22 protein-coding genes and 1 tRNA gene are annotated in these 24,441 nt (G+C 64.9%); 6 read left to right on the plus strand and 17 right to left on the minus strand.

Annotation, left to right across the window (positions count from 1 at the left end; all coding sequences use genetic code 11):
* The first annotated feature begins 211 nt into the window (after positions 1–211).
* The gene (locus tag AC3WUM_RS17070; protein ID WP_492411627.1) at positions 212–1,117 is read left to right on the plus strand and encodes a LysR family transcriptional regulator; all 906 of its coding nucleotides are present in this window, start codon (positions 212–214) and stop codon (positions 1,115–1,117) included.
* On the opposite strand, the gene AC3WUM_RS17075 is transcribed toward AC3WUM_RS17070, so the two are convergent.
* The gene (locus tag AC3WUM_RS17075) at positions 1,089–2,390 is read right to left on the minus strand and encodes a cation:dicarboxylate symporter family transporter (protein WP_492411628.1); all 1,302 of its coding nucleotides are present in this window, start codon (positions 2,388–2,390) and stop codon (positions 1,089–1,091) included. The genes AC3WUM_RS17070 and AC3WUM_RS17075 overlap by 29 nt on opposite strands.
* 175 nt (positions 2,391–2,565) lie before the next feature.
* On the opposite strand from AC3WUM_RS17075, the gene AC3WUM_RS17080 reads away from it, so the two are divergent.
* From AC3WUM_RS17080 to AC3WUM_RS17100, 5 genes are all read left to right on the plus strand, one after another.
* The gene (locus AC3WUM_RS17080; protein WP_492411629.1) at positions 2,566–3,423 is read left to right on the plus strand and encodes a molybdate ABC transporter substrate-binding protein; all 858 of its coding nucleotides are present in this window, start codon (positions 2,566–2,568) and stop codon (positions 3,421–3,423) included.
* Positions 3,420–4,751 (plus strand): MFS transporter, encoded by a 1,332-nt coding sequence (locus tag AC3WUM_RS17085; protein ID WP_492411630.1) that lies wholly within the window; start codon positions 3,420–3,422, stop codon positions 4,749–4,751. The genes AC3WUM_RS17080 and AC3WUM_RS17085 overlap by 4 nt, the downstream gene beginning before the upstream one ends.
* Positions 4,752–4,924: 173 nt before the next feature.
* On the plus strand, positions 4,925–6,427 hold the full coding sequence (locus AC3WUM_RS17090) for an OprO/OprP family phosphate-selective porin (RefSeq protein ID WP_492411632.1): 1,503 nt from the start codon (positions 4,925–4,927) through the stop codon (positions 6,425–6,427).
* A 60-nt stretch (positions 6,428–6,487) separates the two neighbouring features.
* Positions 6,488–7,303, plus strand: coding sequence for an alpha/beta fold hydrolase (locus AC3WUM_RS17095; protein ID WP_492411634.1), 816 nt, complete (start codon positions 6,488–6,490; stop codon positions 7,301–7,303).
* Positions 7,304–7,331: 28 nt separating this feature from the next.
* Complete coding sequence (locus AC3WUM_RS17100; protein ID WP_492411636.1) at positions 7,332–7,616, plus strand: helix-turn-helix transcriptional regulator; 285 nt, start codon at positions 7,332–7,334, stop codon at positions 7,614–7,616.
* A gap of 203 nt (positions 7,617–7,819) precedes the next feature.
* Here AC3WUM_RS17100 and AC3WUM_RS17105 read toward each other — a convergent pair.
* From AC3WUM_RS17105 to AC3WUM_RS17180, 16 genes are all read right to left on the minus strand, one after another.
* Positions 7,820–7,904: transfer RNA gene (locus tag AC3WUM_RS17105), tRNA-Leu, on the minus strand.
* A gap of 94 nt (positions 7,905–7,998) precedes the next feature.
* Positions 7,999–8,373 (minus strand): preprotein translocase subunit SecG, encoded by a 375-nt coding sequence (gene secG, locus AC3WUM_RS17110; RefSeq protein ID WP_492411638.1) that lies wholly within the window; start codon positions 8,371–8,373, stop codon positions 7,999–8,001.
* A gap of 87 nt (positions 8,374–8,460) precedes the next feature.
* Positions 8,461–9,228, minus strand: a complete 768-nt coding sequence (gene tpiA / locus AC3WUM_RS17115) for a triose-phosphate isomerase (RefSeq protein WP_492411640.1) — start codon at positions 9,226–9,228, stop codon at positions 8,461–8,463.
* 18 nt (positions 9,229–9,246) lie between these two features.
* Positions 9,247–10,596 (minus strand): phosphoglucosamine mutase, encoded by a 1,350-nt coding sequence (gene glmM, locus AC3WUM_RS17120; RefSeq protein ID WP_492411641.1) that lies wholly within the window; start codon positions 10,594–10,596, stop codon positions 9,247–9,249.
* Complete coding sequence (gene folP / locus AC3WUM_RS17125) at positions 10,593–11,456, minus strand: dihydropteroate synthase (protein ID WP_492411643.1); 864 nt, start codon at positions 11,454–11,456, stop codon at positions 10,593–10,595. The genes glmM and folP overlap by 4 nt, the downstream gene beginning before the upstream one ends.
* 69 nt (positions 11,457–11,525) lie before the next feature.
* Positions 11,526–13,460 carry an ATP-dependent zinc metalloprotease FtsH gene (gene ftsH / locus AC3WUM_RS17130; protein WP_492411644.1) on the minus strand — a complete coding sequence of 645 codons (1,935 nt, stop codon included), beginning with the start codon at positions 13,458–13,460 and terminating at the stop codon, positions 11,526–11,528.
* A gap of 49 nt (positions 13,461–13,509) precedes the next feature.
* Positions 13,510–14,151: a 23S rRNA (uridine(2552)-2'-O)-methyltransferase RlmE gene (gene rlmE / locus AC3WUM_RS17135; RefSeq protein ID WP_492411646.1), complete on the minus strand. Its 642-nt coding sequence runs from the start codon at positions 14,149–14,151 to the stop codon at positions 13,510–13,512.
* An 88-nt stretch (positions 14,152–14,239) separates the two neighbouring features.
* Entirely contained in the window at positions 14,240–14,716 is a 477-nt protein-coding gene (gene greA / locus AC3WUM_RS17140) for a transcription elongation factor GreA (RefSeq protein ID WP_374679585.1), read from the minus strand.
* Between the two features lie 65 nt (positions 14,717–14,781).
* A complete protein-coding gene (carB, locus tag AC3WUM_RS17145) occupies positions 14,782–18,006 on the minus strand; it encodes a carbamoyl-phosphate synthase large subunit (protein ID WP_492411648.1) in 3,225 nt (1,074 codons plus the stop codon).
* 15 nt (positions 18,007–18,021) lie between these two features.
* Positions 18,022–18,678, minus strand: coding sequence for a leucine efflux protein LeuE (gene leuE, locus AC3WUM_RS17150; RefSeq protein ID WP_492411650.1), 657 nt, complete (start codon positions 18,676–18,678; stop codon positions 18,022–18,024).
* 8 nt (positions 18,679–18,686) lie between these two features.
* Positions 18,687–19,820, minus strand: coding sequence for a glutamine-hydrolyzing carbamoyl-phosphate synthase small subunit (gene carA, locus AC3WUM_RS17155; protein ID WP_492411652.1), 1,134 nt, complete (start codon positions 19,818–19,820; stop codon positions 18,687–18,689).
* A gap of 260 nt (positions 19,821–20,080) precedes the next feature.
* A complete protein-coding gene (locus AC3WUM_RS17160; RefSeq protein ID WP_492411653.1) occupies positions 20,081–21,157 on the minus strand; it encodes a PA0069 family radical SAM protein in 1,077 nt (358 codons plus the stop codon).
* A 10-nt stretch (positions 21,158–21,167) separates the two neighbouring features.
* A complete protein-coding gene (locus tag AC3WUM_RS17165; RefSeq protein WP_492411655.1) occupies positions 21,168–22,484 on the minus strand; it encodes an amidohydrolase in 1,317 nt (438 codons plus the stop codon).
* A gap of 19 nt (positions 22,485–22,503) precedes the next feature.
* Positions 22,504–23,286, minus strand: coding sequence for a 4-hydroxy-tetrahydrodipicolinate reductase (dapB, locus tag AC3WUM_RS17170; protein WP_492411657.1), 783 nt, complete (start codon positions 23,284–23,286; stop codon positions 22,504–22,506).
* 84 nt (positions 23,287–23,370) lie between these two features.
* Entirely contained in the window at positions 23,371–23,736 is a 366-nt protein-coding gene (locus AC3WUM_RS17175) for a MazG nucleotide pyrophosphohydrolase domain-containing protein (RefSeq protein ID WP_492411659.1), read from the minus strand.
* Positions 23,733–24,431, minus strand: coding sequence for a CoA pyrophosphatase (locus tag AC3WUM_RS17180; RefSeq protein ID WP_492411660.1), 699 nt, complete (start codon positions 24,429–24,431; stop codon positions 23,733–23,735). The genes AC3WUM_RS17175 and AC3WUM_RS17180 overlap by 4 nt, the downstream gene beginning before the upstream one ends.
* Between the last annotated feature and the right edge of the window lie 10 nt (positions 24,432–24,441).

The raw sequence follows: 24,441 nt of genomic DNA on the forward strand, positions 1-24,441 counted from the left end.
CCAGCGCGTTCGAATTTTCTGCCCTCTAGAACGCTGACTCAGGTCGATTCACACCATTTCGGGCCAATGGGCGCCAACTACGAGTTCGGCTCATGAGCGCTTCGCCGAAGCTGCCAGCCCCCGCCTCAGCCTACTATTCGATCCCGGGCGGCATTCAAGGCCGCCTGTCGCGCCCCGAAAAGGGGCCGTTCCGAGATCATGGAGAGCTGTCTTGACGGTATTGAACTGCGAACTTCTCGACTTGCGCGCCCTCGTGGCGGTCGCCGATGGCAAGAGCTTTCAGGGCGCCGCCACGCAACTGAACCTCTCACAGCCTGCGCTGAGTCGCCGGATTCAGAAGCTCGAGACGGCCATCGGCACCCCGCTGCTCGAGCGCAGCACCCGGCACGTCCGCCTGAGCCCTGCCGGGCAGGAGGTGCTGCCGCTGCTGCGTCGAATGCTCGATGAAATGGACAACTCCCTTTTCGGCATGATGGCCTTGGGAGAGCGGCGGTCGGGCAAGCTGACGATCGCCAGCGTACCGAGCGCAACCGTGCGTTTTCTGCCCGAAGTCGTGCAGCAGTTTTCAAGGGAATATCGGAACGTCCGCGTTCGCATTCTCGATCTCTCGGCCACCGAATGCGCACAGGCGGTTCGCAGCGGTGAAGCGGAGATCGGACTTTCGCTGCCGCCTCCACCGGGCGGCGATCTCGAATTCGAACCCCTGCACGATGACCCTTACGGTCTGGTCTGTCGAAAAGATGATCCCCTCGCGGAGCAGGCCGAGGTCGGCTGGAACGATTTACTCGATCAGCGCCTGATAACGGTGCATCGCGCAAGCGGCAACCGCACGACGCTCGAAGCCGGACTGGCCGAAGCCGGCATCAACCTGAAATGGTTCTACGAAGTGACCCGCCTGTCGTCAGCGCTCGCGCTGGTGCATGCCGGATTGGGGCCGTCCGTGATGCCACGCATGGCTTGCGGCGGGCACGATGGACGCGATCTGGTCTGGCGCCCCTTGAGCGAGCCCACGATCTCCAGATCGATCGGCCTGCTGCGCCGCCCGGCCGTGATGCTGTCACCGGCGGCGGCACGGATGCTCGCTCTGCTTACCGCGGCATGGGCAGCGGAGTTCTAGGCGCACGCGGCATTCCGAGAAAACGCGAAATCACGATCGAGGCGCACACGTTCGCGAGCGCGCTCGTCAGCGCACGGATGACGGACAGCACCCGATCGATCGCGATCAGCATCGCGGCAGCACTGGCAGGGATGTCCGGAAGAATGGACAAGGTCAGTAGCAGAGCCGAGAAACCGCTGCCCGTCACGCCAGCGGCCGTTTTCGAGGTTGCCAGCATCAAAAGCAGATAAACCGCGATCCGTTCGACGCTCAGATCGATGTCCAGCACCTCGGACAGGAACAGGGTCGCCGTGATGAGATAGACCGCGGTGCCTGCGAGATTGAGCGTGTAGCCGAGCGGAACCGTCAGGCCGACCACGCTCGGAGGACAACCGAGTTGTTCGAGACGAGAAATCAGCCGCGGCAGAACGACCTCGGTCGACGAAGTGCCGACGATCACCAGCAACTCTTCGCGGAAGTGCCGGAACAACCTCACCGGTGAGAAGCCCGCAACGCTGCGAACGATCGCCAGCAAACCCAGGATCAGCGTGCCGCATGCGGCGGCCAGCGTGACGACCATCATGCCCAGCGATCCGATGAACGAGAGGCCATAGGTACCGACGGTGTAAGCAAGTGCACCGCAGGCACCGATCGGCGCCGCGCGTATCAAGTAACCAAAGATCGCGAACTGCAGCTTGGTCAAAGCCCGGATGCCGATGACGATGGGCTCGCCGGCCGCGCCTATCTTCAACAAGCCGAATCCGACCAGGGCCGCAACGAAAAGAACGGGAAGGACATCGCCAGCGGTAAAGGCCGAAAAAAAAGTATCGGGAATGAGCCGCAAGAAGAAATCGCCGGGCCCGTGAATGGGCTTGGTCGCGAGATGGCGAGTGAGATCCGATTCCGTCGCCGCGACGGTGAAAACCATGTCTTCGCCCGGCCGCAGCAAGAGCGTCGCAACGAGGCCGATCGCCAGTGCGGCACAGGTGATCAAGAAGAACACCAGCACGCTGTAGACGAATGTCGAGCCGGTGCGGCGGGCGCCGCCATGTCCCACGATCCCCTCGACGATCGTGCACAGCAGAATCGGCGGCACCATCATCCGCATGGCTTTGACGAAGCCCACGCCCAGGGGTGCCAAGGCGATTCCGACATCGGGCCAGAAGTAGCCGATGACGGTGCCGATCGCGATTCCCGCGATCATCTGGACCCAAAGCTGCCGGATCAATCGATTCACCTGCTCCCCCAGCACTCGTTTAATTATTGCGCCAAACGCATAGATTGCCCCGATCATTGCATTGGATCAATGCAATCGGCTGTGTTTTTCTTAGCTCCAAGCGGTGCCCGCCTGCGATGGCGCCCGAGCACCAAAGAAATTGCAAGGCGCGACGCCTGCACATATCGGAGAGAGAGCTTTGAGCCGCATGACCGTTTCCCCCTTAGCTTATTCCGCGCGCCCGACGGGTTTGATGCCGTTCGTTGGGGCCCTTGGCCAGTCGCTCAGAAACGCCGGTAGCAAGCTGCCCATCGTACTCGGCCTGGTTCTCGCGCTGACCGCCTGCAAGACCGGGAATTCCGGTCCCGTTTCGGGGAGCGCCGCGGGCTCCGCGGTCGAGCTGCACGTCTTGACCTCGGGCGGATTCACGGCGGCCTTCAATGCGCTGTCGGAAGAGTACGAGGCCCAGAGCAAGGCCGAGATCATGACCGCCTACGGACCGTCGATGGGCGAAACGGCCAACGCGATACCTGCACGACTGAATCGCCGGGAACCCGCGGACGTCGTGATCCTGGCGCGCGGCGCGCTCGACAAGCTCGCCGAACAGGGGCTGGTCCTGCCCGGCTCGCAAATCGACCTCGGCCTGTCGCGCATCGCGATCGCCGTGCGTGAAGGCGCTCCGGTTCCGGACATCTCCACGCCCGAAGCCATCGCCAAAGCCTTGCTCGGCGCGCGCTCGGTGGCCTGGTCCGACAGCGCCAGCGGCGTCTACGTGCAGACCGTGCTGCTCGATCGCCTCGGCGTCGCCGAAGAGGTCAAGCGCAAGGGCCGGATGATTCCCGCGACCCCGGTCGGCGAGATCGTGGCCCGTGGCGAAGCCGAGATCGGTTTCCAGCAATTGAGCGAGCTCAAGCCGGTCAAGGGCATTCACATCGTCGGGCTGCTGCCCGAGTCGTTGCAGAAGGTCACCGCCTTCTCGGCCGGCGTCGTCTCCTACTCCGCCCATCAGGACGATGCCCGCGCCCTGATCGCCTACCTGTCGTCGAAAAAAGCCTATCCCACCATCACCTTGTCCGGCCTGCAGCCGGCCGCCCAGGAGGCCAACCCATGAGCACCAGTGCATCCGTAGCGCAGACCCCGCGTCCAACCGCGACCGCAGCGTCCCAGGCGACGAAGCCCAAGAGCTCCTCGTTCAAGTCGATCTTCATCGTTGCCAGCGGCAACTTCCTGGAGATGTTCGACTTCATGGTGTTCGGCTACTACGCCACCTACATCGCCAAGGCCTTCTTCCCCACCGGAAACGAATTCGCCTCGCTGATGCTCACGTTGATGACCTTCGGCGCGGGCTTCCTGATGCGGCCGGTGGGCGCCGTGGTGCTCGGCGCGTACATCGACCAGCACGGCCGCCGCAAGGGTCTGCTGCTGACGCTGGGCCTGATGGCAGTCGGTACGCTGGCGATCGCCATCACGCCGACGTATGAGCAGATCGGCGTCATCGCACCGGTGATCGTGCTGATCGGCCGCTTGATCCAGGGCCTTTCCGCCGGCGTGGAAGTCGGCGGGGTCTCGGTTTATCTCAACGAGATCGCACCGCCCCACCGTCGCGGATTCTTCTGTTCGTGGCAGTCCGCAAGCCAGCAGCTCGCCGTGGTGTTCGCGGCCCTGATCGGGCTCATTGTCAGCACCAACCTCTCGCCCGAAACGATGCAGGACTGGGGCTGGCGCGTTCCGTTCCTGATCGGCTGCGTGATGATTCCGTTCCTCTTCATCATTCGCCGCCAGATGGAAGAAACGCAGGAATTCCTCGCGCGCAAGAATCATCCGCGCGTGGGCGACATGATCCGGACCATCAGCAGCAACTCGGGCATCGTGCTGCAGGGCATGCTCATGGCGGTCATGACGACCGTGTTCTTCTACATGATCACGGCGTATACGCCGACCTTCGGCAGCAAGATCCTGTCGCTGACTCCCGGTGAGGCCCTGTTCGTCACGGTGTGCGTCGGCCTGACCAACTTCACGCTGCTGCCGATCATGGGTGCGCTGTCGGATCGCGTAGGCCGCAAGCCGCTGCTGGTCACCGCATCGGTCCTGGGTCTCACGCTGGGTTATCCGCTGACCTCCTGGCTCGTCGCCGATCCCAGCTTTGGCAAATTGATGGCGACCGAACTCCTGCTGGCGACGATCTACGCAACCTACAACGGCGCCTTCATCGTCTATCTGACGGAGATCATTCCGGCCCACGTGCGGACGGTCGGCTTCTCGCTGGCCTACAGCCTCGCCACCGCGATCTTCGGCGGATTCACACCGGCGATCAGCACGGCCTTGATCGGCGCCACCGGAAACAAGGCGATCCCAGGCGCCTGGTGCGCTGCGGCCGCTCTGATCTCCTTGCTGGCCCTGGTGATCGGCAACCAGATGCGTCGTCGCAAGACCGCGTGATGACCGCCTGTCGAGACGTCGGAACCTAAAAGACTCCGACGTCTCGACGGGTTCCCGAAACAGACAAGATCAACAACAAGGCCGGACACCGACGAACCCTTCGTCGAGGATGACCGGTGCGGTGTCGCCGATGCGGCCAGTGCCGCAACGAGCTGACGCACGGAGGAGAACCCGTGAATCGATTGCTTGCTGGCGCCCTGTGCGCCGGCCTGGGGATCGCTGCGCCCGCGGCAGCCCAGGACCAGACCGACTTCAACCGACTGACCCAACTCTTGGAAGCCCAGGCAAAGGAAATCGAGCTGCTGAAAGCTCGGCTGGGTGCGATGGAAGACGAACTCGCCAAGCAGCAGGGCGAAATCGGAAGCGCCCCTGCAAACGAAACGAGCCCTAACGCAACGGCGGCAGCGCCCGCACCGGGCGGCGCCGTTCCAAGCGCGGCTCGTGGCATCGGCCGCGCGCAACCGTCGGACACACGACCGCTTTCGCTGGACGCTCGTCTCGCCCAGATCGAATCGGCCCAGCGTCGATCGGTCTTCGTCGACTGGAGCCGCGGCACGCCGGAGTTCTCGAGCCCGGATGGCAACGTGACGTTCCGCCCTCGCGGAAGAGTGCTGATCGATGTCGGCAGCACCGATGGCGCCGCAATCGACGCACGCAACATGATCACGACGCAGGCGCGATCGTTGCGCCTGGGCATCGAAGGTTCGTTGGGACGTCGCCAGTCCTACGTGCTGGAAGGCGATTTCGCCGACAACGATGTGCTGATCAAGTCGGCCTATCTGGCCTGGACCACCGGCTTCTTCGGCCAGCAAGCGGAGTTTGCGCTTGGAAATCGCTTGAACGATCGAGGACTCGATGGGTCGAGCGGCACCATCTCGGCTCCATTCATCGAGCGTAACGTCGTCGCGCAAGCGATCATCCCGGTGCGAGGCTTCTTCGGCCTCGGCGCGGCCGCGCGCATCTACGGCAAAAGCTGGCACCTAGGCCTGCAAGTGTCGGGCGACGACATCAACAATCCCGGAACCGAGAGCGACAACTTCACCATCGGCGCGCGCACGCATTGGAATCCGTTCCGGACGGAACGCGGCGTCGCTCACATAGGCGCCTGGGGCTTCCACGAAGTGCTCAGTGAGAACGTCACTCGCCCGACTCGCTCCATCGCGATCGGCGGCTTCTACAACGATCAGCTTCGCATCGCGGCCGGTACGCTGCCCGATCCGAAGTCCGGCAATGGCTATGGCGCGGAACTCGGCTACTTCTATTCCTCCGCTTGGGCCTATGGCGAATACGGAACGCGCAGCCTCGAATCCGAGACGGGGGCGAGCACGGAACAGAACGGATGGGCCGTCGCCGCCGGCTGGTTCCTGACCGGCGACACCCCACCGTATCTCGAGCGCGGCGGCATCTGGAGCCGTCCGCGTGTGCGCCATCCCATCACTGCAGGCGGCATCGGCGCATTCGAGCTCGCGGTGAGATTCGAATCGCTGGACTACTCCGACAACCCGACCGCGGGCAAAGGTGACGCGCTCACGCTGGGACTCAACTGGTATCCGAACGATTTCACGCGCTTCCAGCTCAACTTCATCGACTGGACGATCGACAACCCGGGCTCGGCCGGCAACCGCATCGCCGATGACGGCCGCACGATCGTGGGTCGCGCACAGATCGCGTTCTAGGCTCGGCATGAGCTTCTCGCGAGGCGGTGGACGATGATGGCAAGGCCTGACGTTCCGGGAATGGATTCACTCGAAAAGCCGAAGCTGCGGCTGCTCGACGAGCACCATGGAATGGCCTACGCCTGCGTGGGCCGGGGCCCGACACTGCTGTTCATCCACGGATCGCTGTGCGACTACCGATACTGGATTCCGCAGATCAGCGGACTCTGCGATCACTTCAAAATCGTGGCCCCGAGCCTGGGCCACTACTTCCCTCGCCTGCCTTCCGCCGATCGCAGGCCCTTCTGCTGGCAGGCCCATGTCGAACAGCTCGCGCAGTTCATTCACAAGCAGGCCGAAGGCCCCGTAAAGCTCGTAGGGCACTCGAGAGGCGCCTCGATTGCGTGGCAGCTGCTGATCCGCCATCCGAGCCTGGTGTCGAGCATCGCCTTGATCGATCCCGCGGGGCATCAAGGCAATCTCGATATCGCGGCCGCGGGCCTCAGATCGCAGCGCGAGATGGCGGCAAAGCTGATCCAGCAGGGTGATCGCGAACAGGGCCTTCGACTCTTCGTCGAATCGGTCAGCAAGCCGGGATACTGGGACCGCGCCGATCGCCGCTTCAAGCAAATGGCGCGCGACAACGCCGACACGCTTCCATTACAGCTTCGCGATCCGCTCCCCGCCTACGATCCGCACGACGCTTCAGCGGTGCGCGTTGCCGTGCTGCTCATGCAAGGGCAGAACAGCCCGGAACTGTACAAGCAGAACAGCTCGAATCTGCGGATGTGGTTGCCCCAACACCACGACATCACCATTCCCAACGCCTCTCATGGCATGACCATGACCCATCCGAGGAATTGCAATTCTGCTCTTTATGAACACTTCAAAAGCTAGGGAATCAGGCCGACGGAGCAAGCAAAGCGTGAATTCGCCTCAGGGCAAGACGGCAAATGCCGGCGAACATCCTCGCGGCTCCACGACAGCGCCACTGCAGGGTTGGCGAAACAAGGTTCGAGAGCTTCGCCGGCAGCGCCGATGGTCTCAAACACTCCTGGCAGGCAAGCTAGGGGTTACACCGAGAACATTCAGAAGCGTGGAAAGCGCCTGCATCGATCCGGGCATGACGATGGCCCGTCGGATCGCCGACATTTTCGACAAGGACATCGACGAGGTATTCGAGCGGTACAGCTTCAGCGGATGGAAGTAACCTCATCAGCGCCCAGCAGGCCGCGCGCTGTTTTCCAAGGCGCGACTCCGGCACGCGAAAGCGAACTCGCCGTATTGCGCATCGCCTGATTGTCCCGCAGCGGACGCGCCAAAGATGAAAAAGCACCCGCCCGGCGCAGAGAGGCGATGAGGCCGCAGGAAACGAAAACGGCCCTGTAAGGGCCGTTCATAACTGCTTGATTATGGTGCCGATGCCGAGACTCGAACTCGGACAGGTTTCCCCGCTACCACCTCAAGGTAGTGCGTCTACCAATTCCGCCACATCGGCAAGGGCGCGCATCTTACAACCTGATTTCGCGTTTGTCTTCGTATTTTTTCAACTTGTTTGCAACGGCTCGAAAACAGCGAATCAGGCTGCGCCTTTACTCTGGAACCTTCGGCTGTTCGGCCGGGGCCGGCTGCGAAGGATCGGCTGCGGGCTGTTCTGCAGGAGCAGCAGCCGGCGCAGGCTCGCCGTTGAGCGGGGCCTGCTGAACCGAGTCGACGACGCTCGTCGGAGCCGAACTGCGGCCGCCAACCCAGTAGGCCAACGCCAGGCTGCTCAGGAAGAACACGAAAGCCAGGCCGGCCGTCAGCCGCGACAGGAAATTGGCCGCGCCCCGCGCGCCGAACACGGTGCCCGAAGCGCCGCTGCCGAAGGCCGCGCCGGCGTCAGCGCCCTTGCCGTGCTGAATCAGCACCAGGCCGATCACGCCGATGGCAACCAGAACCTGCAGAACCACGAGAAACGTATGCATTGAGACAATCTTCCAGAATTCTTCGGAATATCCCGGGAGCGTTTTCTCCCGAAACCTTCGCCTGCCGGTCGCGCTGACTTACTCGGATTACTTCGAAAGGGATTGCGCCGCGAGCGCGATACCGAGGAAATCAGCCGCCTTGAGAGACGCGCCGCCGATCAGCCCGCCGTCGATGTCCGCACAGGCGAACAGCTCGTTGGCGTTGTCCGGCTTCACGCTGCCGCCGTACAGCAAGCGAATGGAGCCCGCTATCGTAGCATTCTGCTTCGACAACAAGCCACGGATGAAGGCATGCGCCTGCTGGGCCTGCTCGGGCGAGGCGGTCTTGCCGGTGCCGATCGCCCAGACCGGCTCATAGGCGATGACGGCATTGGCGAACGAGTCGATACCGTTGAGCTCGATCACCGCGTTGAGCTGGCGCGTGAGCACGCTTTCGGTCTGCTTGGATTCGCGCTCTTCGAGCGTCTCGCCGATGCAAAGCACCGGAATCAGGTTCTGCGCCTGGGCGGCCTTGAACTTCTCGGCGACGCGCACGTCGCTCTCGCCGTACAGCGAGCGGCGCTCGGAATGGCCGACGAGCACATAGCGAACGCCCAGCTCGGTCAGCATCGAGCCGAGGATCTCGCCCGTGAAGGCGCCGGCCTTGGTCTGCTCGCTCAGATTCTGCGCGCCGAGTGCGACACCGGCCGGCAGCGACTTGCCGACCGAGTCGAGATGCACGGCCGTCGGGCACACCAGCAGTTCGACACCGGGCACTTCGCCGGCCTTGGCCGCGATGCCCGAGAGCAGCTCGGCGTTCGCCTTCAGCGAGCCGTTCATTTTCCAATTGCCGGCAACCAGATATTTGCGCGTCATGTTCCGTTTCAGTCGTTGTCAGTGAGGGGATGGCGCCGCGGCAGCCTGCACGCGGGATGCGATGAATTCGGCCTCGGATTGTGCCGCGGATTGCTGGTCGGCTTCGACCATCACGCGAATCAGCGGCTCGGTTCCGGAAGCACGCAGGAGCACGCGCCCTCGCCCGCCGAGCCGGCCTTCCGAGATCTGCACGGACTCGGCCACCGGCGGCTGCTGGAGGATTTGCGCGGCCGAGCCCGTGACTTTGACGTTGATGAGCACCTGCGGGAACAGGCTGACGCCGGCGACGAGCTCGGCGAGCGTGGCTCCCGAAGACCTCATCGCGGCAAGCACCTGCAACGCAGAGACGATGCCGTCGCCGGTTCGCGCCCGATCGAGGCAGATGGTGTGTCCGGAGCCTTCTCCGCCGAGGTTGGAGCCCTGCGCACGCATGAGTTCGAGCACGTAGCGATCGCCGACCTTGGCGCGCTCGAAGCCGACACCGAGCGCCCTGATCGCCTGTTCGACGCCGAGATTGCTCATCAGCGTGCCGACGACCGGCCCCTGCAACTGCCCGGCCTCGAGGCGGCTGCGCGCGATGATGTAGAGAATCTGGTCGCCGTCGACCGTGTTGCCCCGCGCATCGACGAGTAGGCAGCGATCGGCGTCGCCGTCGAAGGCGATGCCGAGATCGGCCTGCTGCTGCAGCACCGCCTGCCGCAGGTGCTCCATGTGCGTGGAGCCGCAGTCGCGATTGATGTTGAAGCCGTCGGGCTGGTCGGCGATCGAGACGACTTCGGCCCCGAGCTTGCGCAGCACTTCCGGGCCGACCTGATAGGCCGCGCCGTTTGCGCAATCGAGCACGATGCGCAGCCCCTGCAGCGAAGGGCCGTGATAGCTGTCGCAGCAGAACTGCACGTAACGCCGGCGACCATCGTCGAAGCGACGGACGAGGCCGAGTTGCTCGGGCTCGACACAGGCCAGATCCTTGGCCAGCCAGCTCTCGATTTCCTCCTCGACCGCATCGCTGAGCTTGTCGCCCTCGGCCGAGAAGAACTTCACGCCGTTGTCGTGATGCGGGTTGTGCGAAGCGCTGATGACGATGCCGGCCTGCGCCCCGACGTCGCGGGTCAAAAAGGCCACGGCGGGTGTCGGCAAGGGACCGAGCAGGCTCACGCGAACGCCCGCCGACGACAGACCCGCTTCGAGCGCCGATTCGAACAGATAGCCCGAGCGCCGCGTGTCCTTGCCGATCAGCACGTGCGCCCCGGGTTCGCGCGCGAGCACCCGGCCCGCCGCCCAGCCGAGCTTGAGCGCGAATTCCGGGGTCATGGGCGGCTTGCCGACCAGGCCGCGAATGCCGTCGGTTCCAAAAAACTGCCTGCTCATTGAAGGGGCGGAGCCTCCGTGTCGGTGCTGCTGGCCTGGCGGATGGCGGCGGCGACCTTCACCGCCTCGACGGTGGGCCGCACATCGTGGGCCCGAATGATAGCGGCACCTTGCCAGACCGACAGGCAGGCCGCGGCCAGGCTCGCATGAAGCCGCTGATCGACCGGCAGGCCGAGCAGGTGCTGGAACATCGATTTGCGCGAAACACCGATCAGCAGCGGGAACCCGAGCTGCCCGAGCGTCCGCGTGTGCGCGAGCAGCTGGAGGTTGTGCTCGAGGTTCTTGCCGAAGCCGATGCCCGGATCGAGCACGATGGCGTCTTTCGCGACGCCGGCTGCGAGGCAGGCCTCTGCCCGCTCACGCAGGTAAGCCGTGACTTCGGACACCACGTCCTCATAGTGCGGCGCGGCCTGCATGCTTTGCGGCTGCCCCTGCATGTGCATGAGGCACACCGCCGCACGATGCCGCAGCACGACCGCCAGCGCGCCGCCTTCTTCGAGCGCCCGGATGTCGTTGACCAGATGCGCGCCCGCGGAACAGGCGGCCTCCATCACCGCCGGCTTGAACGTATCGACCGAGATCACGACATCGAGGCGGCGACGCAGGGCGTCGATCACCGGAACGACGCGGTCGAGCTCCTCCTGCAAGGGCACCGGCGGAGCGCCAGGGCGCGTCGATTCACCGCCGACATCGATGATGCGCGCGCCTTCGGCGAGCATCTGTTCGGCGCGCAGCACTGCCGCATCGAGCCGCGTGAATCGTCCGCCATCGGAGAACGAATCCGGCGTGACGTTCAAGATGCCCATGACCGCCGGCTCGGTCAGGTCGAGGATTCGATCGGGAAGCTGCAGCCGGGCCATTGAAACCTTGCAAAGAAAGAGGCCGGCGCTGGGCCGGCCTCGGTTACCGATGAGTGTGAGCGACGCGCCTTACGGGGGCGAACCGGCCGGCCGCGGGTTGACCGGCGGCATCGCACCGGCACCGGTCCCGCTGCCACTGCTGCGCGGCGGCGGATTCGGGCGGTTGTTGTCGTTGTTCCAGGATTCCGGCGGGCCGGGTTGACGGCCTTCCATGATGTCGCGGATCTGGTCGCTGTCGATCGTCTCGTACTTGAGCAGGGCCTCGGCCATCACATGGAGCTTCTCCATGTTGTCGACGAGGATCTGCTTGGCGCGGGCATAGTTGCTCTCGATGACGCCGCGCACTTCGAGGTCGATCGCGTGGGCGGTGTCGTCCGAGACGCTCTTGGTCTGCGTCACGCTCTTGCCCAGAAAGACTTCGCCATTGTCCTCGGAGTACGAAAGCGGCCCGAGCTTGTTCGACATGCCCCACTTGGTGACCATGTTGCGGGCGATGTCGGTGGCGCGCTCGATGTCGTTCGACGCGCCCGTCGTCACCTTGTCGAAGCCGAAGATCAGTTCCTCGGCGAGGCGGCCGCCGAACAGCGAGCAGATCTGGCTGTTGAGGCGCTCCAGCGTGTAGCTGTAGCGGTCCTCCTCGGGCAGGAACATCGTCACGCCGAGCGCGCGACCACGCGGAATGATCGTGACCTTGTAGACCGGATCGTGATCCGGCACCGACAGGCCGACGATCGCGTGACCGGCCTCGTGATAAGCGGTGAGCTTCTTCTCGCTCTCGGACATGACCATCGAGCGGCGCTCGGCGCCCATCATGATCTTGTCCTTGGCCTTCTCGAAGTCGTCGTGATCGACCAGGCGCTTGTTGGCACGGGCGGCGAACAGCGCCGCCTCATTGACGAGGTTGGCCAGATCGGCGCCCGAGAAGCCCGGCGTCGCCCGCGCGATGATCTCGGGCTTGACGTTGTCCGCCAGCGGCACGGCGCGCATGTGAACCTTGACGATCTGCTCGCGGCCACGCACGTCGGGCAGCGGCACCACGACCTGGCGATCGAAGCGGCCCGGACGCAGCAGCGCCGGATCGAGCACGTCGGGGCGGTTGGTCGCGGCGATGACGATCACGCCTTCGCTGCCTTCGAAACCATCCATCTCGACGAGCAGCTGGTTGAGCGTCTGCTCGCGTTCGTCGTGACCACCGCCCAGGCCGGCGCCACGATGGCGGCCGACGGCGTCGATCTCGTCGATGAAGATGATGCACGGAGCATGCTTCTTGGCCTGCTCGAACATGTCGCGCACGCGGCTCGCGCCGACGCCGACGAACATCTCCACGAAGTCCGAACCCGAGATCGCGAAGAACGGCACGCCGGCTTCACCGGCGATGGCCTTGGCGAGCAGGGTCTTGCCGGTGCCCGGAGAGCCGACCATCAGCACGCCACGCGGAATCTTGCCGCCGAGCTTCTGGAACTTGCCCGGATCCTTCAGGAAGTCGACGAGTTCGGCCACTTCCTGCTTGGCCTCTTCGACGCCGGCGACGTCGTTGAACGTGATCTTGACCTGATCGGCGTTGAGCATGCGGGCACGCGATTTGCCGAAGCTCATCGCCCCGCGCCCGCCCGCCCCGCCCTGCATCTGGCGCATGAAGTAGACCCAGACCGCGATCAGCAGCAGGATCGGCCCGAAGCTGAACAGCAGCTGCGTCAGCAGCGGCGTTTCGCGCGGCTTTTCGCCCGTGAACTTGACGCGGTTTTCGATCAAATCCTTGATGAGGCCGGAGTTGTTGGTCTCGGGGCTGATCGTCACAAAGCGCGAACCGCCTTTCAGCTCGCCATGCAGCTGATCACCGGAGATCAGGACTTCGGAGACATTGCCCTGCTTGACCTGATCGAGGAAGGCCGAATAATCGATTTCGGGTTGTGCTCGGCTGCGGCCGGCGAAGCTCTGGAATACCGTCATCAATACGATGAGGATGACGACCCAAAGCAGGAGATTTTTGGCCAGATCGTTCAAGCGCGTTCCTTCCCATCCATTCAGAGCGGCAGACCGCTCGTTTTGAACCTTACACCCGCAAATAGTTTCGCGCTACCAAGTAAACCTCGCGGCTGCGAGGCCTGGAAGCCTTGGGTTTCCGGATACTGACGGAGCCGAACTGACTCCGCACCGTCTTCAAATACGCGTCGAAACCTTCACCCTGGAACACCTTGACCACATAGGCCCCGCCCTTCTTCAAGTGACCGGCGCAGAACTCCAGCGCCAGCTCACATAGATAAAGAGAGGAAGCCTGATCGGCGGCGTCCACACCGCTCATGTTGGGGGCCATGTCCGACAATACAAGGTCGACGGCCGGAATCCCGCTGGCGACGCCGACGCGGGATTCGAGCTCGCGCAGGACCGACTCTTCGCGAAAGTCGCCGAGGATGATCTCGACGTCCTTGAGCGGCTCGATCGGCAGGATGTCGAGCGCGACGAGCCGGCCCTTGCTGCCGAGCAGCGGCCGCGTGATCTGGCTCCAGCCGCCCGGCGCGGCCCCGAGATCGACGACGATCATGCCCGGACGGACGAGCCTGTCCTTCTCGAGGATCTCCTGGAGCTTGAACACCGCGCGCGAGCGGTAACCGAGCTTTCTGGCCTTCTGGACATACAGGTCGGCCTCGTGCTCGGCGAGCCAGCGGGCACTGCTGTCGCTGCGTTTCTGGGTCATGCGAACAGCCGGGGAACGAGAGACGGGGAACGGGAGACGAACCGACGTGAGGTTACGTCTCCCGTCTCTCGTTCCCCATCTCCCGTCATCAGATGTACTCCACCTTCACGATCTCGAGCTCACGCGATCCACCCGGGGCGCGGACTTCCACCACGTCGCCCTCTTCCTTGCCGATCAGGGCGCGTGCGATCGGCGAGTTGTACGAGATCAGGCCAGCCTTGGAATCGGCTTCATCTTCTCCGACGAGCTGGTAACGCAATTCTTCTTCGCTGCTCGTGTCGGCCACCGTCACCGTGGCGCCGAAAATCACCTTGCCGGTGTTCTCCATCGTCGTCACGTCGATCACTTGCGAATTGCCGAGCTTGCCTTCGATTTCGCCGATGCGGCCTTCGGTGAAGCTCTGCTGTTCGCGGGCCGCGGCGTATTCGGCGTTCTCCTTGAGATCGCCGTGCGCACGGGCCTCGGCGATCGCCGCGATGACGCGCGGGCGCACTTCGGACTTGAGGTGTCGCAGTTCTTCGCGCAGCTTTTCGGCGCCACGGACGGTGAGAGGCGTTTTGGTCATGTTGATTGATCGATGAAGAAAAAAACGGCCAGGCCGACGATGCGCCGGCCTGGCCCTACCGTACCTTAAACCGTCGTCAGGCTGCTATGCAGGGACTGCAGGCGGTTGACGTCGAGCGCGTCGAGGTGGTCCATCGCGATGGCCGCCGCATAGGCGCCCGAGATGGTCGTGAAGTAGCAGAGCTTGTGTTGGATGGCGGCGGCGCGGATCGAGCGCGATTCCTCGATCGACCGCTTGCCTTCCGTGGTGTTGGCGATGAACTGGATCTCGCCGTTCTTGATCATGTCGACGCAGTGCGGCCGGCCTTCCTTGACCTTGTTGACGCCCTCGCAGGCGATGCCGGCCTTGCGGATCAGCTCGGCGGTGCCGTGGGTGGCGACGACGCGGAAGTTCTTCGCGGCGAGCAGGCGGGCCAGATCGACGGCCTTGGCCTTGTCGCTGTCGCGCACCGAGATGAACGCCGTGCCCTGGCGCGGAACCGTCATGCCGGCCGCGAGCAGCGACTTGTTGAAGGCTTCGCCGAAGTGCACGCCCACGCCCATGACTTCGCCGGTCGAGCGCATTTCCGGCCCGAGCAGCGGATCGACGCCCGGGAACTTGCCGAACGGGAACACCGATTCCTTGACCGAGTAATAGGCCGGAATGATTTCCTTGTCGACGCCCTGGCTGGCCAGGCTCTGGCCGGCCATGCAGCGCGCCGCGATCTTCGCGAGCGGGCGGCCGGTGGCCTTGGACACGAACGGCGAGGTCCGCGAGGCGCGCGGATTGACTTCGAGCAGGTAGACCGTCTCGCCCTGCACCGCGAACTGCGCGTTCATGAGGCCGACGACGTTGAGCGCGCGCGCGAGCTTTTCCATCTGGCCGCGGATGTCGTCGACGACGTGCTTGGGCAGCGAGTACGGCGGCAGCGAGCAGGCCGAATCGCCCGAGTGCACGCCGGCTTCCTCGATGTGCTCCATGACGCCGCCGATCACCACGCGCTCACCGTCGGCGAGCGCATCGACGTCGACTTCGATGGCGTTGTTGAGGAAGCGGTCGAGCAGCACCGGCGAGTCGTTGCTGACTTTCACCGCTTCGGTCATGTAGCGGTTGAGGTCTTCGTCGTCGTGGACGATTTCCATCGCGCGGCCGCCGAGCACGTAGCTCGGCCGCACGACGAGCGGATAGCCGACCCTTGCGGCCACCGCGAGCGCCTGCTCGTTCGAAGTGGCGACGCCGTTCGGCGGCTGGCGCAGCTTGAGTTCGTCGACGAGCTTCTGGAAGCGCTCGCGATCTTCGGCGAGGTCGATCGCATCGGGCGTGGTGCCGATGATCGGCGCGCCGGCGGCTTCGAGCTGGCGCGCGAGCTTGAGCGGCGTCTGGCCGCCGAACTGCACGATCACGCCGGCCGGCTTTTCGAGGTCGATGATTTCCATCACGTCTTCGAAGGTCAGCGGCTCGAAGTACAGGCGATCCGAGGTGTCGTAGTCGGTCGACACGGTCTCCGGATTGCAGTTGACCATGATGGTTTCATAGCCGTCTTCGCGCAGCGCGAGGCTCGCGTGCACGCAGCAGTAATCGAACTCGATGCCCTGGCCGATGCGGTTCGGGCCGCCGCCGAGCACGACGATCTTCTTGCGATCGGTGGGCTTGGCTTCGCATTCCTCGTCGTAGGACGAATACATGTAGGCCGTGGTCGAGGCGAATTCGGCCGCGCAGGAATCGACGCGCTTGTAGACCGGACGCACGCCGAGCGCATGACGCAGCTTGCGCACGTCGAGTTCGTCGTAGCCGAGCAACTTGGCGAGGCGGCGATCCGAAAGCCCCATCCGCTTGTAGCGGCGCAGCTGATCGGCGCTGATCTTGCTGCGATCGAGCTTGGCGATCTCGGCCTCGGTCGCGATGATTTCGTGGATCTGCTCGAGGAACCACGGATCGATCTTCGACAGGCGATGCACTTCGTCGACCGACATGCCCGAGCGGAAGGCATCACCAACGAACCACAGGCGCTTGCTGCGCGCGGTGATCAGTTCTTCGCGAATCTTGTCGAGGTTGGTTTCGCGGAAATCCGGCACCTGCGGATCGAAGCCGTCCGAACCGGTTTCGAGGCCGCGCATGGCCTTGAGCAACGATTCCTGGAAGTTGCGGCCCATGGCCATGACTTCGCCGACCGACTTCATCTGCGTGGTCAGGCGCGAATCGGCCTGCGGGAACTTCTCGAACGTGAAGCGCGGAATCTTGGTGACGACGTAGTCGATGCTCGGCTCGAAGCTCGCCGGCGTGACGCCGCCGGTGATTTCGTTGCGCAGTTCGTCGAGCGTGTAGCCCACCGCGAGCTTGGCCGCGACCTTGGCGATCGGGAAACCCGTCGCCTTCGAGGCGAGCGCCGACGAACGCGAGACGCGCGGATTCATTTCGATGACGATGATGCGGCCGTCGTCCGGGCTGATCGCGAACTGCACGTTCGAGCCGCCGGTGTCGACGCCGATCTTGCGCAGCACCTTGATGCTGGCGTCGCGCAGCAGTTGGTATTCCTTGTCGGTCAGCGTCTGCGCCGGCGCGACGGTGATCGAATCGCCCGTGTGCACGCCCATCGGATCGAAGTTCTCGATCGAGCAGACGATGATGCAGTTGTCCTTGCGGTCACGCACCACCTCCATCTCGAATTCCTTCCAACCGAGCAAGGATTCCTCGATGAGCACTTCGGTGGTCGGCGACAGGTCGAGACCGCGCATGACGATCTCCTCGAACTCTTCGACGTTGTAGGCCACGCCGCCGCCCGAGCCGCCGAGCGTGAAGCTCGGGCGGATGATGACCGGATAGCCGATCTGCTCCTGGATGTAGCGCGCCTCGTCCATCGAATGCGCGACACCCGAGCGCGCGCTGCCGAGACCGATTTCGGTCATCGCATCGCGGAACTTCTGGCGGTCTTCGGCGAGATCGATCGCATGCTCGTTCGCACCGATCATCTCGACGTTGAATTTCTTCAGCACGCCGTTGCGCGCGAGGTCGAGCGCGCAGTTCAGCGCGGTCTGCCCGCCCATGGTCGGCAGCACCGCGTCGGGCCGCTCGGCCTCGATGATCTTGGCGACCGTCTGCCAGCGGATCGGCTCGATGTAGGTCGCATCGGCCGTGTCCGGGTCGGTCATGATCGTGGCCGGATTCGAGTTGACCAGGATCACGCGATAGCCTTCGGCGCGCAGCGCCTTGCAGGCCTGGGCGCCGGAGTAGTCGAACTCGCAGGCCTGGCCGATCACGATGGGACCGGCGCCGATGATGAGGATACTTTTGAGGTCTGTGCGTTTTGGCATGGCGTCTTATCGTCGTCAGTTCAGGCTCGCGGTCGCGAGCTTCGCGCCGAATCCGAGGAATAAAGCCCCGGCGCCGCCGGTGAGTGCGGCGGACAGGCGCTGGCGGCGGCGAAACGCGCCGGCAAGTCGAGCGCCGCCGAAAATCAGCGCGCTCAGGTAAACAAAACTCATGGCCTGGGCGATGAGGCCCAGGATCGAGAAGGCCAGCACCGAATGGGCGTAGGCCGGATCGACGAACTGGATGAAGAAGGCCATGAAGAACAGGATCGCCTTCGGATTCAGCAGGCTGATCACGAGCGCGCGGCGGAACAGATCGGCAGTGGTCGCGACCACCGGCACCGTTCGCTCCGGATCTTCGGGCGAAGCGGTGGCACCCCTGAACACGCTGCGCAGCATCGACACGCCGATCCAGGCCAAATAGGCCGCGCCGGCGTACTTGAAAACCGTGAACGCCGCCGGGTAGGCCTTGAGCAGCGAGGCCACGCCGCCGGCCGCGAGCAGCATGAGCACCGCATCGCCGAGAAACACGCCGCAGGCGGCGCGATATCCCGCGCCCACGCCGTGACCGGCCGCGGTGCTCAGCACGAACAGCGAGTTCGGGCCGGGCAGCAGCACGACGACCAACGTGCCGAGCAGGTAAGTCGGCAGGTCGATGATTCCAAACCCTTCCATCGCGACCCTTAGACGGTGGCCGTCATCGACTGCACGAAGCGATCGAACAGGTAATCGACGTCGTGAGGGCCGGGGCTGGCTTCCGGGTGGCCCTGGAAGCTGAAGGCCGGCGCGTCGGTGAGCCGGATGCCCTGGTTCGAGCCGTCGAACAGCGAGCGATGCGTGGCGACCACATTGGCCGGCAGCGTCGCCTCGTCGACCGCGAAGCCGTGGTTCTGGCTCGTGATCAGCACGCGGCCGGACTCCATGTCCTGCACCGGGTGATTCGCGCCGTGGTGGCCGGTGCTCATCTTGAGCGTTTTGGCGCCCGCGGCGAGACCGAGAATCTGGTGGCCGAGGCAGATGCCGAACAGCGGCAGCTTGCGGGCGAGGAACTCGCGCGCGGCCTCGATCGCGTAGGTGCAGGGCTCCGGATCCCCTGGGCCGTTGGCCAGGAACACGCCGTCGGGCTTGAGCTTGAGCACTTCCGCGGCCGGCGTCTGCGCCGGCACCACGGTGATGCGGCAGCCGCGATCGACGAGCATGCGCAGGATGTTGCGCTTGACGCCGAAATCGTAGGCGACGACGTGGAAGCGCTCGTCCTTCAACTGCGTTTCGCGGTTGGATTCCAGCTCCCACGAACCCGTGGTGTAGCTGTAGGGCTCGCGCACCGACACCACCTTGGCGAGGTCCATGCCCTTGAGGCCGGGGAACTCGCGGGCCGCGGCCAGCGCGGCGGCTTCGTCGACCGAATCACCGGCGACGATGCAGCCGTTCTGCGCACCTTTTTCGCGCAGCAGGCGCGTCAGCCGACGCGTATCGATCTCGGCGATCGCCACGACCTTGTGCTGCTGCAGGTAGCCCGAGAAATCGAGCGTCGAGCGCCAGTTGGAATGCGGGCGCGGCACTTCGCGCAGCACCAGGCCGGAAATGTGGACTTCGGACGATTCGGCGTCTTCGTCGTTGCTGCCGACGTTGCCGATGTGCGGATAAGTCAGGGTGACGATCTGCCGGCGGTACGAGGGATCGGTCATGATCTCCTGGTAACCGGTCATCGCCGTGTTGAAAACGACTTCTCCGACCGTCTGACCGTCGACGCCAATCGAAACACCTTTGAAAACGCTGCCATCGGCGAGGGCGAGCAGGGCCGGCTTGCGATTCATCATCGGCTCTTGGGGGCTCTAGGGACTAGGGGCGCTAATCGAATTGCGGACATGGAAAAGGGGGCGGCGATGAACCCGCTGAAGTGCTCGGCACTTCTGCGGGAGCCTCGGGAGCCCCCTCGCGATTAGGCCGGCAGTTTACGCGACAAGCCCGACTGCGTAAACGACGAATACGCGATCGAACGCCGGCCAAAGTGTCCAGGGCGACAGCCAAGCCCTTGTCGGCAAAAAACTTTCAGCAGCGCGAACGACAGCCGGATTCAGAGCAGCGACATCTGACCGCCCGCTCCGGGAACACGGAACTGGCTGAAGTCGAGCTCGACCGTCGCGTCCCGACCGGCGTTGAGCCCGTAGCGCTTGCAGGCCAGCCGGAAGCGCTGGGCGGTCAGTTCGGCGTACTGCCCCTGCCCGCGCATGCGCGTCCCGAATTCGGCCACGTAATCCTTGCCACCTCGCATCTGCCGAACCAGGCTCATGACGTGCTCGGCCTTGAGCGGATAGCGCTGGGCCAGCCACTCGCGGAACAGGTCCTTCACCTCCCAGGGCAGGCGCAGCATGGTGTAGCTCGCGTGGCGGGCGCCGGCTTCGGCCGACAGCTCGAGCACGCGGTCCATCTCGTGATCGTTCACGAACGGAATCACCGGTGAGAACATCACCCGAACCGGAACGCCGATCCCGGCCAGCTTGCGCATGATGCGCAGCCTCGCGGCGGCCGAGCTCGCGCGCGGCTCGAGGTCGCGCTTGAGCTCGTCGCGCAGGCTCACGAGCGTGATGCCGACGTGGACGAGCCGCAGTTTCGCCATTTCGGCGAGCAGATCGAGATCGCGCTCGATCGTCGCGCCCTTGGTGATGATGCCGACCGGGTGCCGGAACTCGAGCAGCGTTTCGAGCAGCCGCCGGGTGATGCGGTGCTCGCGCTCGATCGGCTGGTAGCAGTCGGTATTGACCCCGAGCACGATGATCTTGGGCTCGTAGCGCGGCCGGCGCAGCTCGGCGTCGAGCAGCTCCGGCGCATTGCCTTTGTAGAACAGCTTGGTCTCGAAATCGAGGCCCGGAGACAGGTTCAGGTAGGAATGCGTGGGCCGGGCGAAGCAGTAGATGCAGCCGTGCTCGCAACCGCGATACGGGTTGATCGACTGCTCGAAACCGATGTCGGGCGAATCGTTGCGGCTGATGATCGACCTGGCGCGCTCCTCGCGCACCTCGGTCCTGAACGCGGGCAGCGGCTCGACGGGCAGATCCCAGCCATCGTCGAAGACCTCGCGGCGCAACGACTCGAAGCGTCCTTCCGGGTTCGAGCCGGCGCCGCGACCTTTGCGGGGCTCAGCCGGAGTCATCGCTCGCGCCCTAGCCGCCCGGCCCGGCGGCGTAGTCGAGCGCGAGGTTGGCGAGCGTGCGCACGCCGAGCGGCAGCATGGCCTCGTCGAGATGGAAGCGCGGCGAATGGTTCGCCGGCCAGTCCTCGGCGGGCGTTCCGGGCGTGCGCCCGCCGATGAACACGAACAGGCCCGGAATCTGCTGCTGGAAGAACGAGAAATCCTCGGCCCCGAGCATCGGCGGCACGTCGAGCACCTTGCCTTCGCCAGCCACGCGGCTCAGCGTCGGCAGCATGCGCGCGGTCAGCTTGGGGTCGTTGAAGGTGACCGGATACGCATGGCCCGCCCCGATCTCGACCGTCGCGCTCGCACCGGCGCTTTCGGCGATCTTGCCGGCCGTGCGCTTTACGCGCTCGTGCAGCTCCTGCTGCATGCCGGTGTCGAGCGCGCGCAGCGTGCCCTTCATGACCACCTGATCCGGGATGATGTTGCCGCGCACCCCGCCCTCGATCTTGCCGATCGTCACGATGACGGGCGCCTGGCTGATGTCCATCTGCCGGCTCGCGATCGTCTGCAGGCCGTCGATGATCTGCGCGCTGACCGCGATCGGATCGATGCCGGCCCAGGGCCGCGCGCCGTGGGTCTGCTTGCCGCGCACGGTGATGGTCAGGTCGTCCGAACTCGCCATCGCCCCGCCCGATCGGATCGCGAGCTGGTCGGCATCCCACTGCGAGAACACGTGCAGGCCGAAGATCACTTCGGGCTTCGGCGCCTGGCTGAGCACGCCCTGCTTGACCATGAGCTCGGCACCGCCATGCTCGCCCTCGGGCGCGCCTTCCTCGGCGGGCTGGAAGATCAGCTTGAGCGTACCGGGCCAGTCGGCCTTGAGCTTGGTCGCGACCTCGGCGACGCCGAGCAGCACCGCCATGTGGCTGTCGTGCCCGCAGGCGTGCATGACGCCGACGTCCTTGCCGTCGAAGCTGCCCTTTACCTTGGATTTGAACGGCAGATCGACGTCCTCGACCACCGGCAGGCCGTCCATGTCGGCGCGCAGCGCGATCACCGGGCCGGGCTTGCCGCCCTGCAGCACGGCGACGACGCCGGTGTTGGCGACGCCCGTCTGCACCGAGAGGCCGAGCTTGCGCAGTTTCTTGGCGACGTAGGCCGCGGTGTTGGTCTCGCGGTTCGACAGCTCCGGATGCTCGTGGAACCAGCGGCGGTTCTCGACCAGCGTCGGTTGCAGCTGAGTCGTGAGCCGATCGACTTCGGCGCGCAGATCGTCGGCGGCCTGCGCGGAAAAGCCAGGCAGGAGCAGGACGGCGGAGAAAATGGTGATTCGAAGGTTCATGCCGTCGGCTCCGCAGGTTTTACGCCAGGACATCCTTCATCGAATACAGCCCGGGCGCCTTGCCCTGCAGCCAGTGCGCCGCGCGCAGCGCACCATTCGAGAAATTGGCGCGGTTGCTGGCCTTGTGCGCGATCTCCACGCGTTCGCCGTCGCCGAGGAACATCACCGTGTGATCACCGACGACGTCGCCGCCGCGGATCGTCGCGAAGCCGATGTCGGTGCGCGTGCGCGCGCCGGTGTGGCCTTCGCGCGCATACACCGCGTGCTCGCGCAGCGAACGGCCGACGCCGCGCGCCGCCGCCTCGCCGAGCATCAGCGCGGTGCCGCTCGGCGCATCGACCTTGTGCCGGTGATGCGCCTCGACGATCTCGATATCCACCGTCTCGCCGAGCACGCGCGCCGCATGTTCGACGAGCGCCAGACACAGATTCACGCCGATGCTGAAATTGCCCGACAGGCAGATCGGAATGCGCTTGGACGCGGCTTCGATCAGCGCGCGCTGATCGGCCGAAAAACCGGTGGTGCCGATCACCATGCCCTTGCCGCTCGCGAGGCAGGTCTCGAGCGCACCGAGCGTGCCTTCGGGGCGCGTGAAATCGATCAGCACGTCGTAATCGGCGACGGCTGCGCGCGGATCGGCGGACAGCTTCACGCCGTCGGCGATCGGCTGGCCGATGCCGGGTGCATCGGCCCGGTCGAAGGCGGCGCCGAGGCGCAGGCTGGAATGATTCGGAACAGCTTCGAGCAGCGCCCGGCCCATGCGGCCGGCGGCTCCGAGAATGGCGATGCGAGTCTGGGTCATGAACGTCTCCGACGAGGCGCGCAGTCTATCGCGACTGCCTCGCGCCCCGCCGTGTCGGCCCGGTGACAGCCGCGATGACGGCGTTTACAGCCCGAGCTTCTTGGCCTGCTGCCAGAGCGCTTCCATCGCATCGAGACGCCGCGGATCGCCGAGGGCGGGCAGCGTCTGCGCGTGCTGCATCACGTACCCGTAGCGACGATTGAATTTCGCATTGGCACCGGCCAGCGCGGCGGCCGGATCGACGCCCAGATGACGCGCGAGATTGACGACGACGAACAGCAGGTCGCCGAGTTCGTCCTGCCGGCGCTCGAGGCTCTGGTCGACGGTTTCGCGCAACTCGCCGAGCTCTTCCGCGATCTTGTCCCAGAGCGGATCGAGCTCGTTCCAGTCGAAGCCTTCGCGCGCCGCGTCTTCCTGCAGCTTCGCCGCGATCGTCAGCAGCTCGCTCATGCGCCGACGACCTTGCGGCAGAGGTTGCGCAGCATCGCGGCCGTGGCGCCCCAGATCGCGTACTCGCCGTAGGCGACTTCGAGGAATGGCACTTCGACGCCGCCGCGATCGAGCGTCTTCGACACGTAGTTCGCCGGATCGAGCAGCCACGACAACGGCACTTCGAACACGGAGGCGACTTCGATCGCGTCGAGACGCAGCTCGGGCAGCTTGCGGATGATGCCGACCACCGGCGTGACCCTGAACAGCGAGATGGTCGGAATGTCGTCGAGATAGCCGATGACTTCGACATGCTCGCGGCCGAGGCCGATTTCCTCTTCGGCTTCGCGCAGCGCGTTGTCGGCGGTGGAAACATCGGGAGGATCGCGACGCCCGCCCGGAAACGCGATCTGCCCCGAGTGATTGCGCATGAGTTCGGAGCGACGCGTCAGCAGCACGCTGGGTTCGCGCTCGTGCGCGATGATCGGCACGAGCACGGCGGCCGGGCGCAGCGCGGCGATCCATTCGGGCGTCAGCAGCTCTGCGGCCTGCGGCGGCAGCTCCCGGTGCGAGAACGCGCGATCCTGCTCGCTGGTTCCAGCCAGCGCGGCGCGCAACCGGCGCTCCCAGCCGGCGAGCCCGGCGCTCGCGCGCGAATCCGATTCGTCCGGCTCGCGTGGCATAGTGGCTTCGCCTTCATCCAGACCGCTACTCACAAACACCTCC

The organism is Hydrocarboniphaga sp. FW305-C-57, from assembly GCF_058783045.1.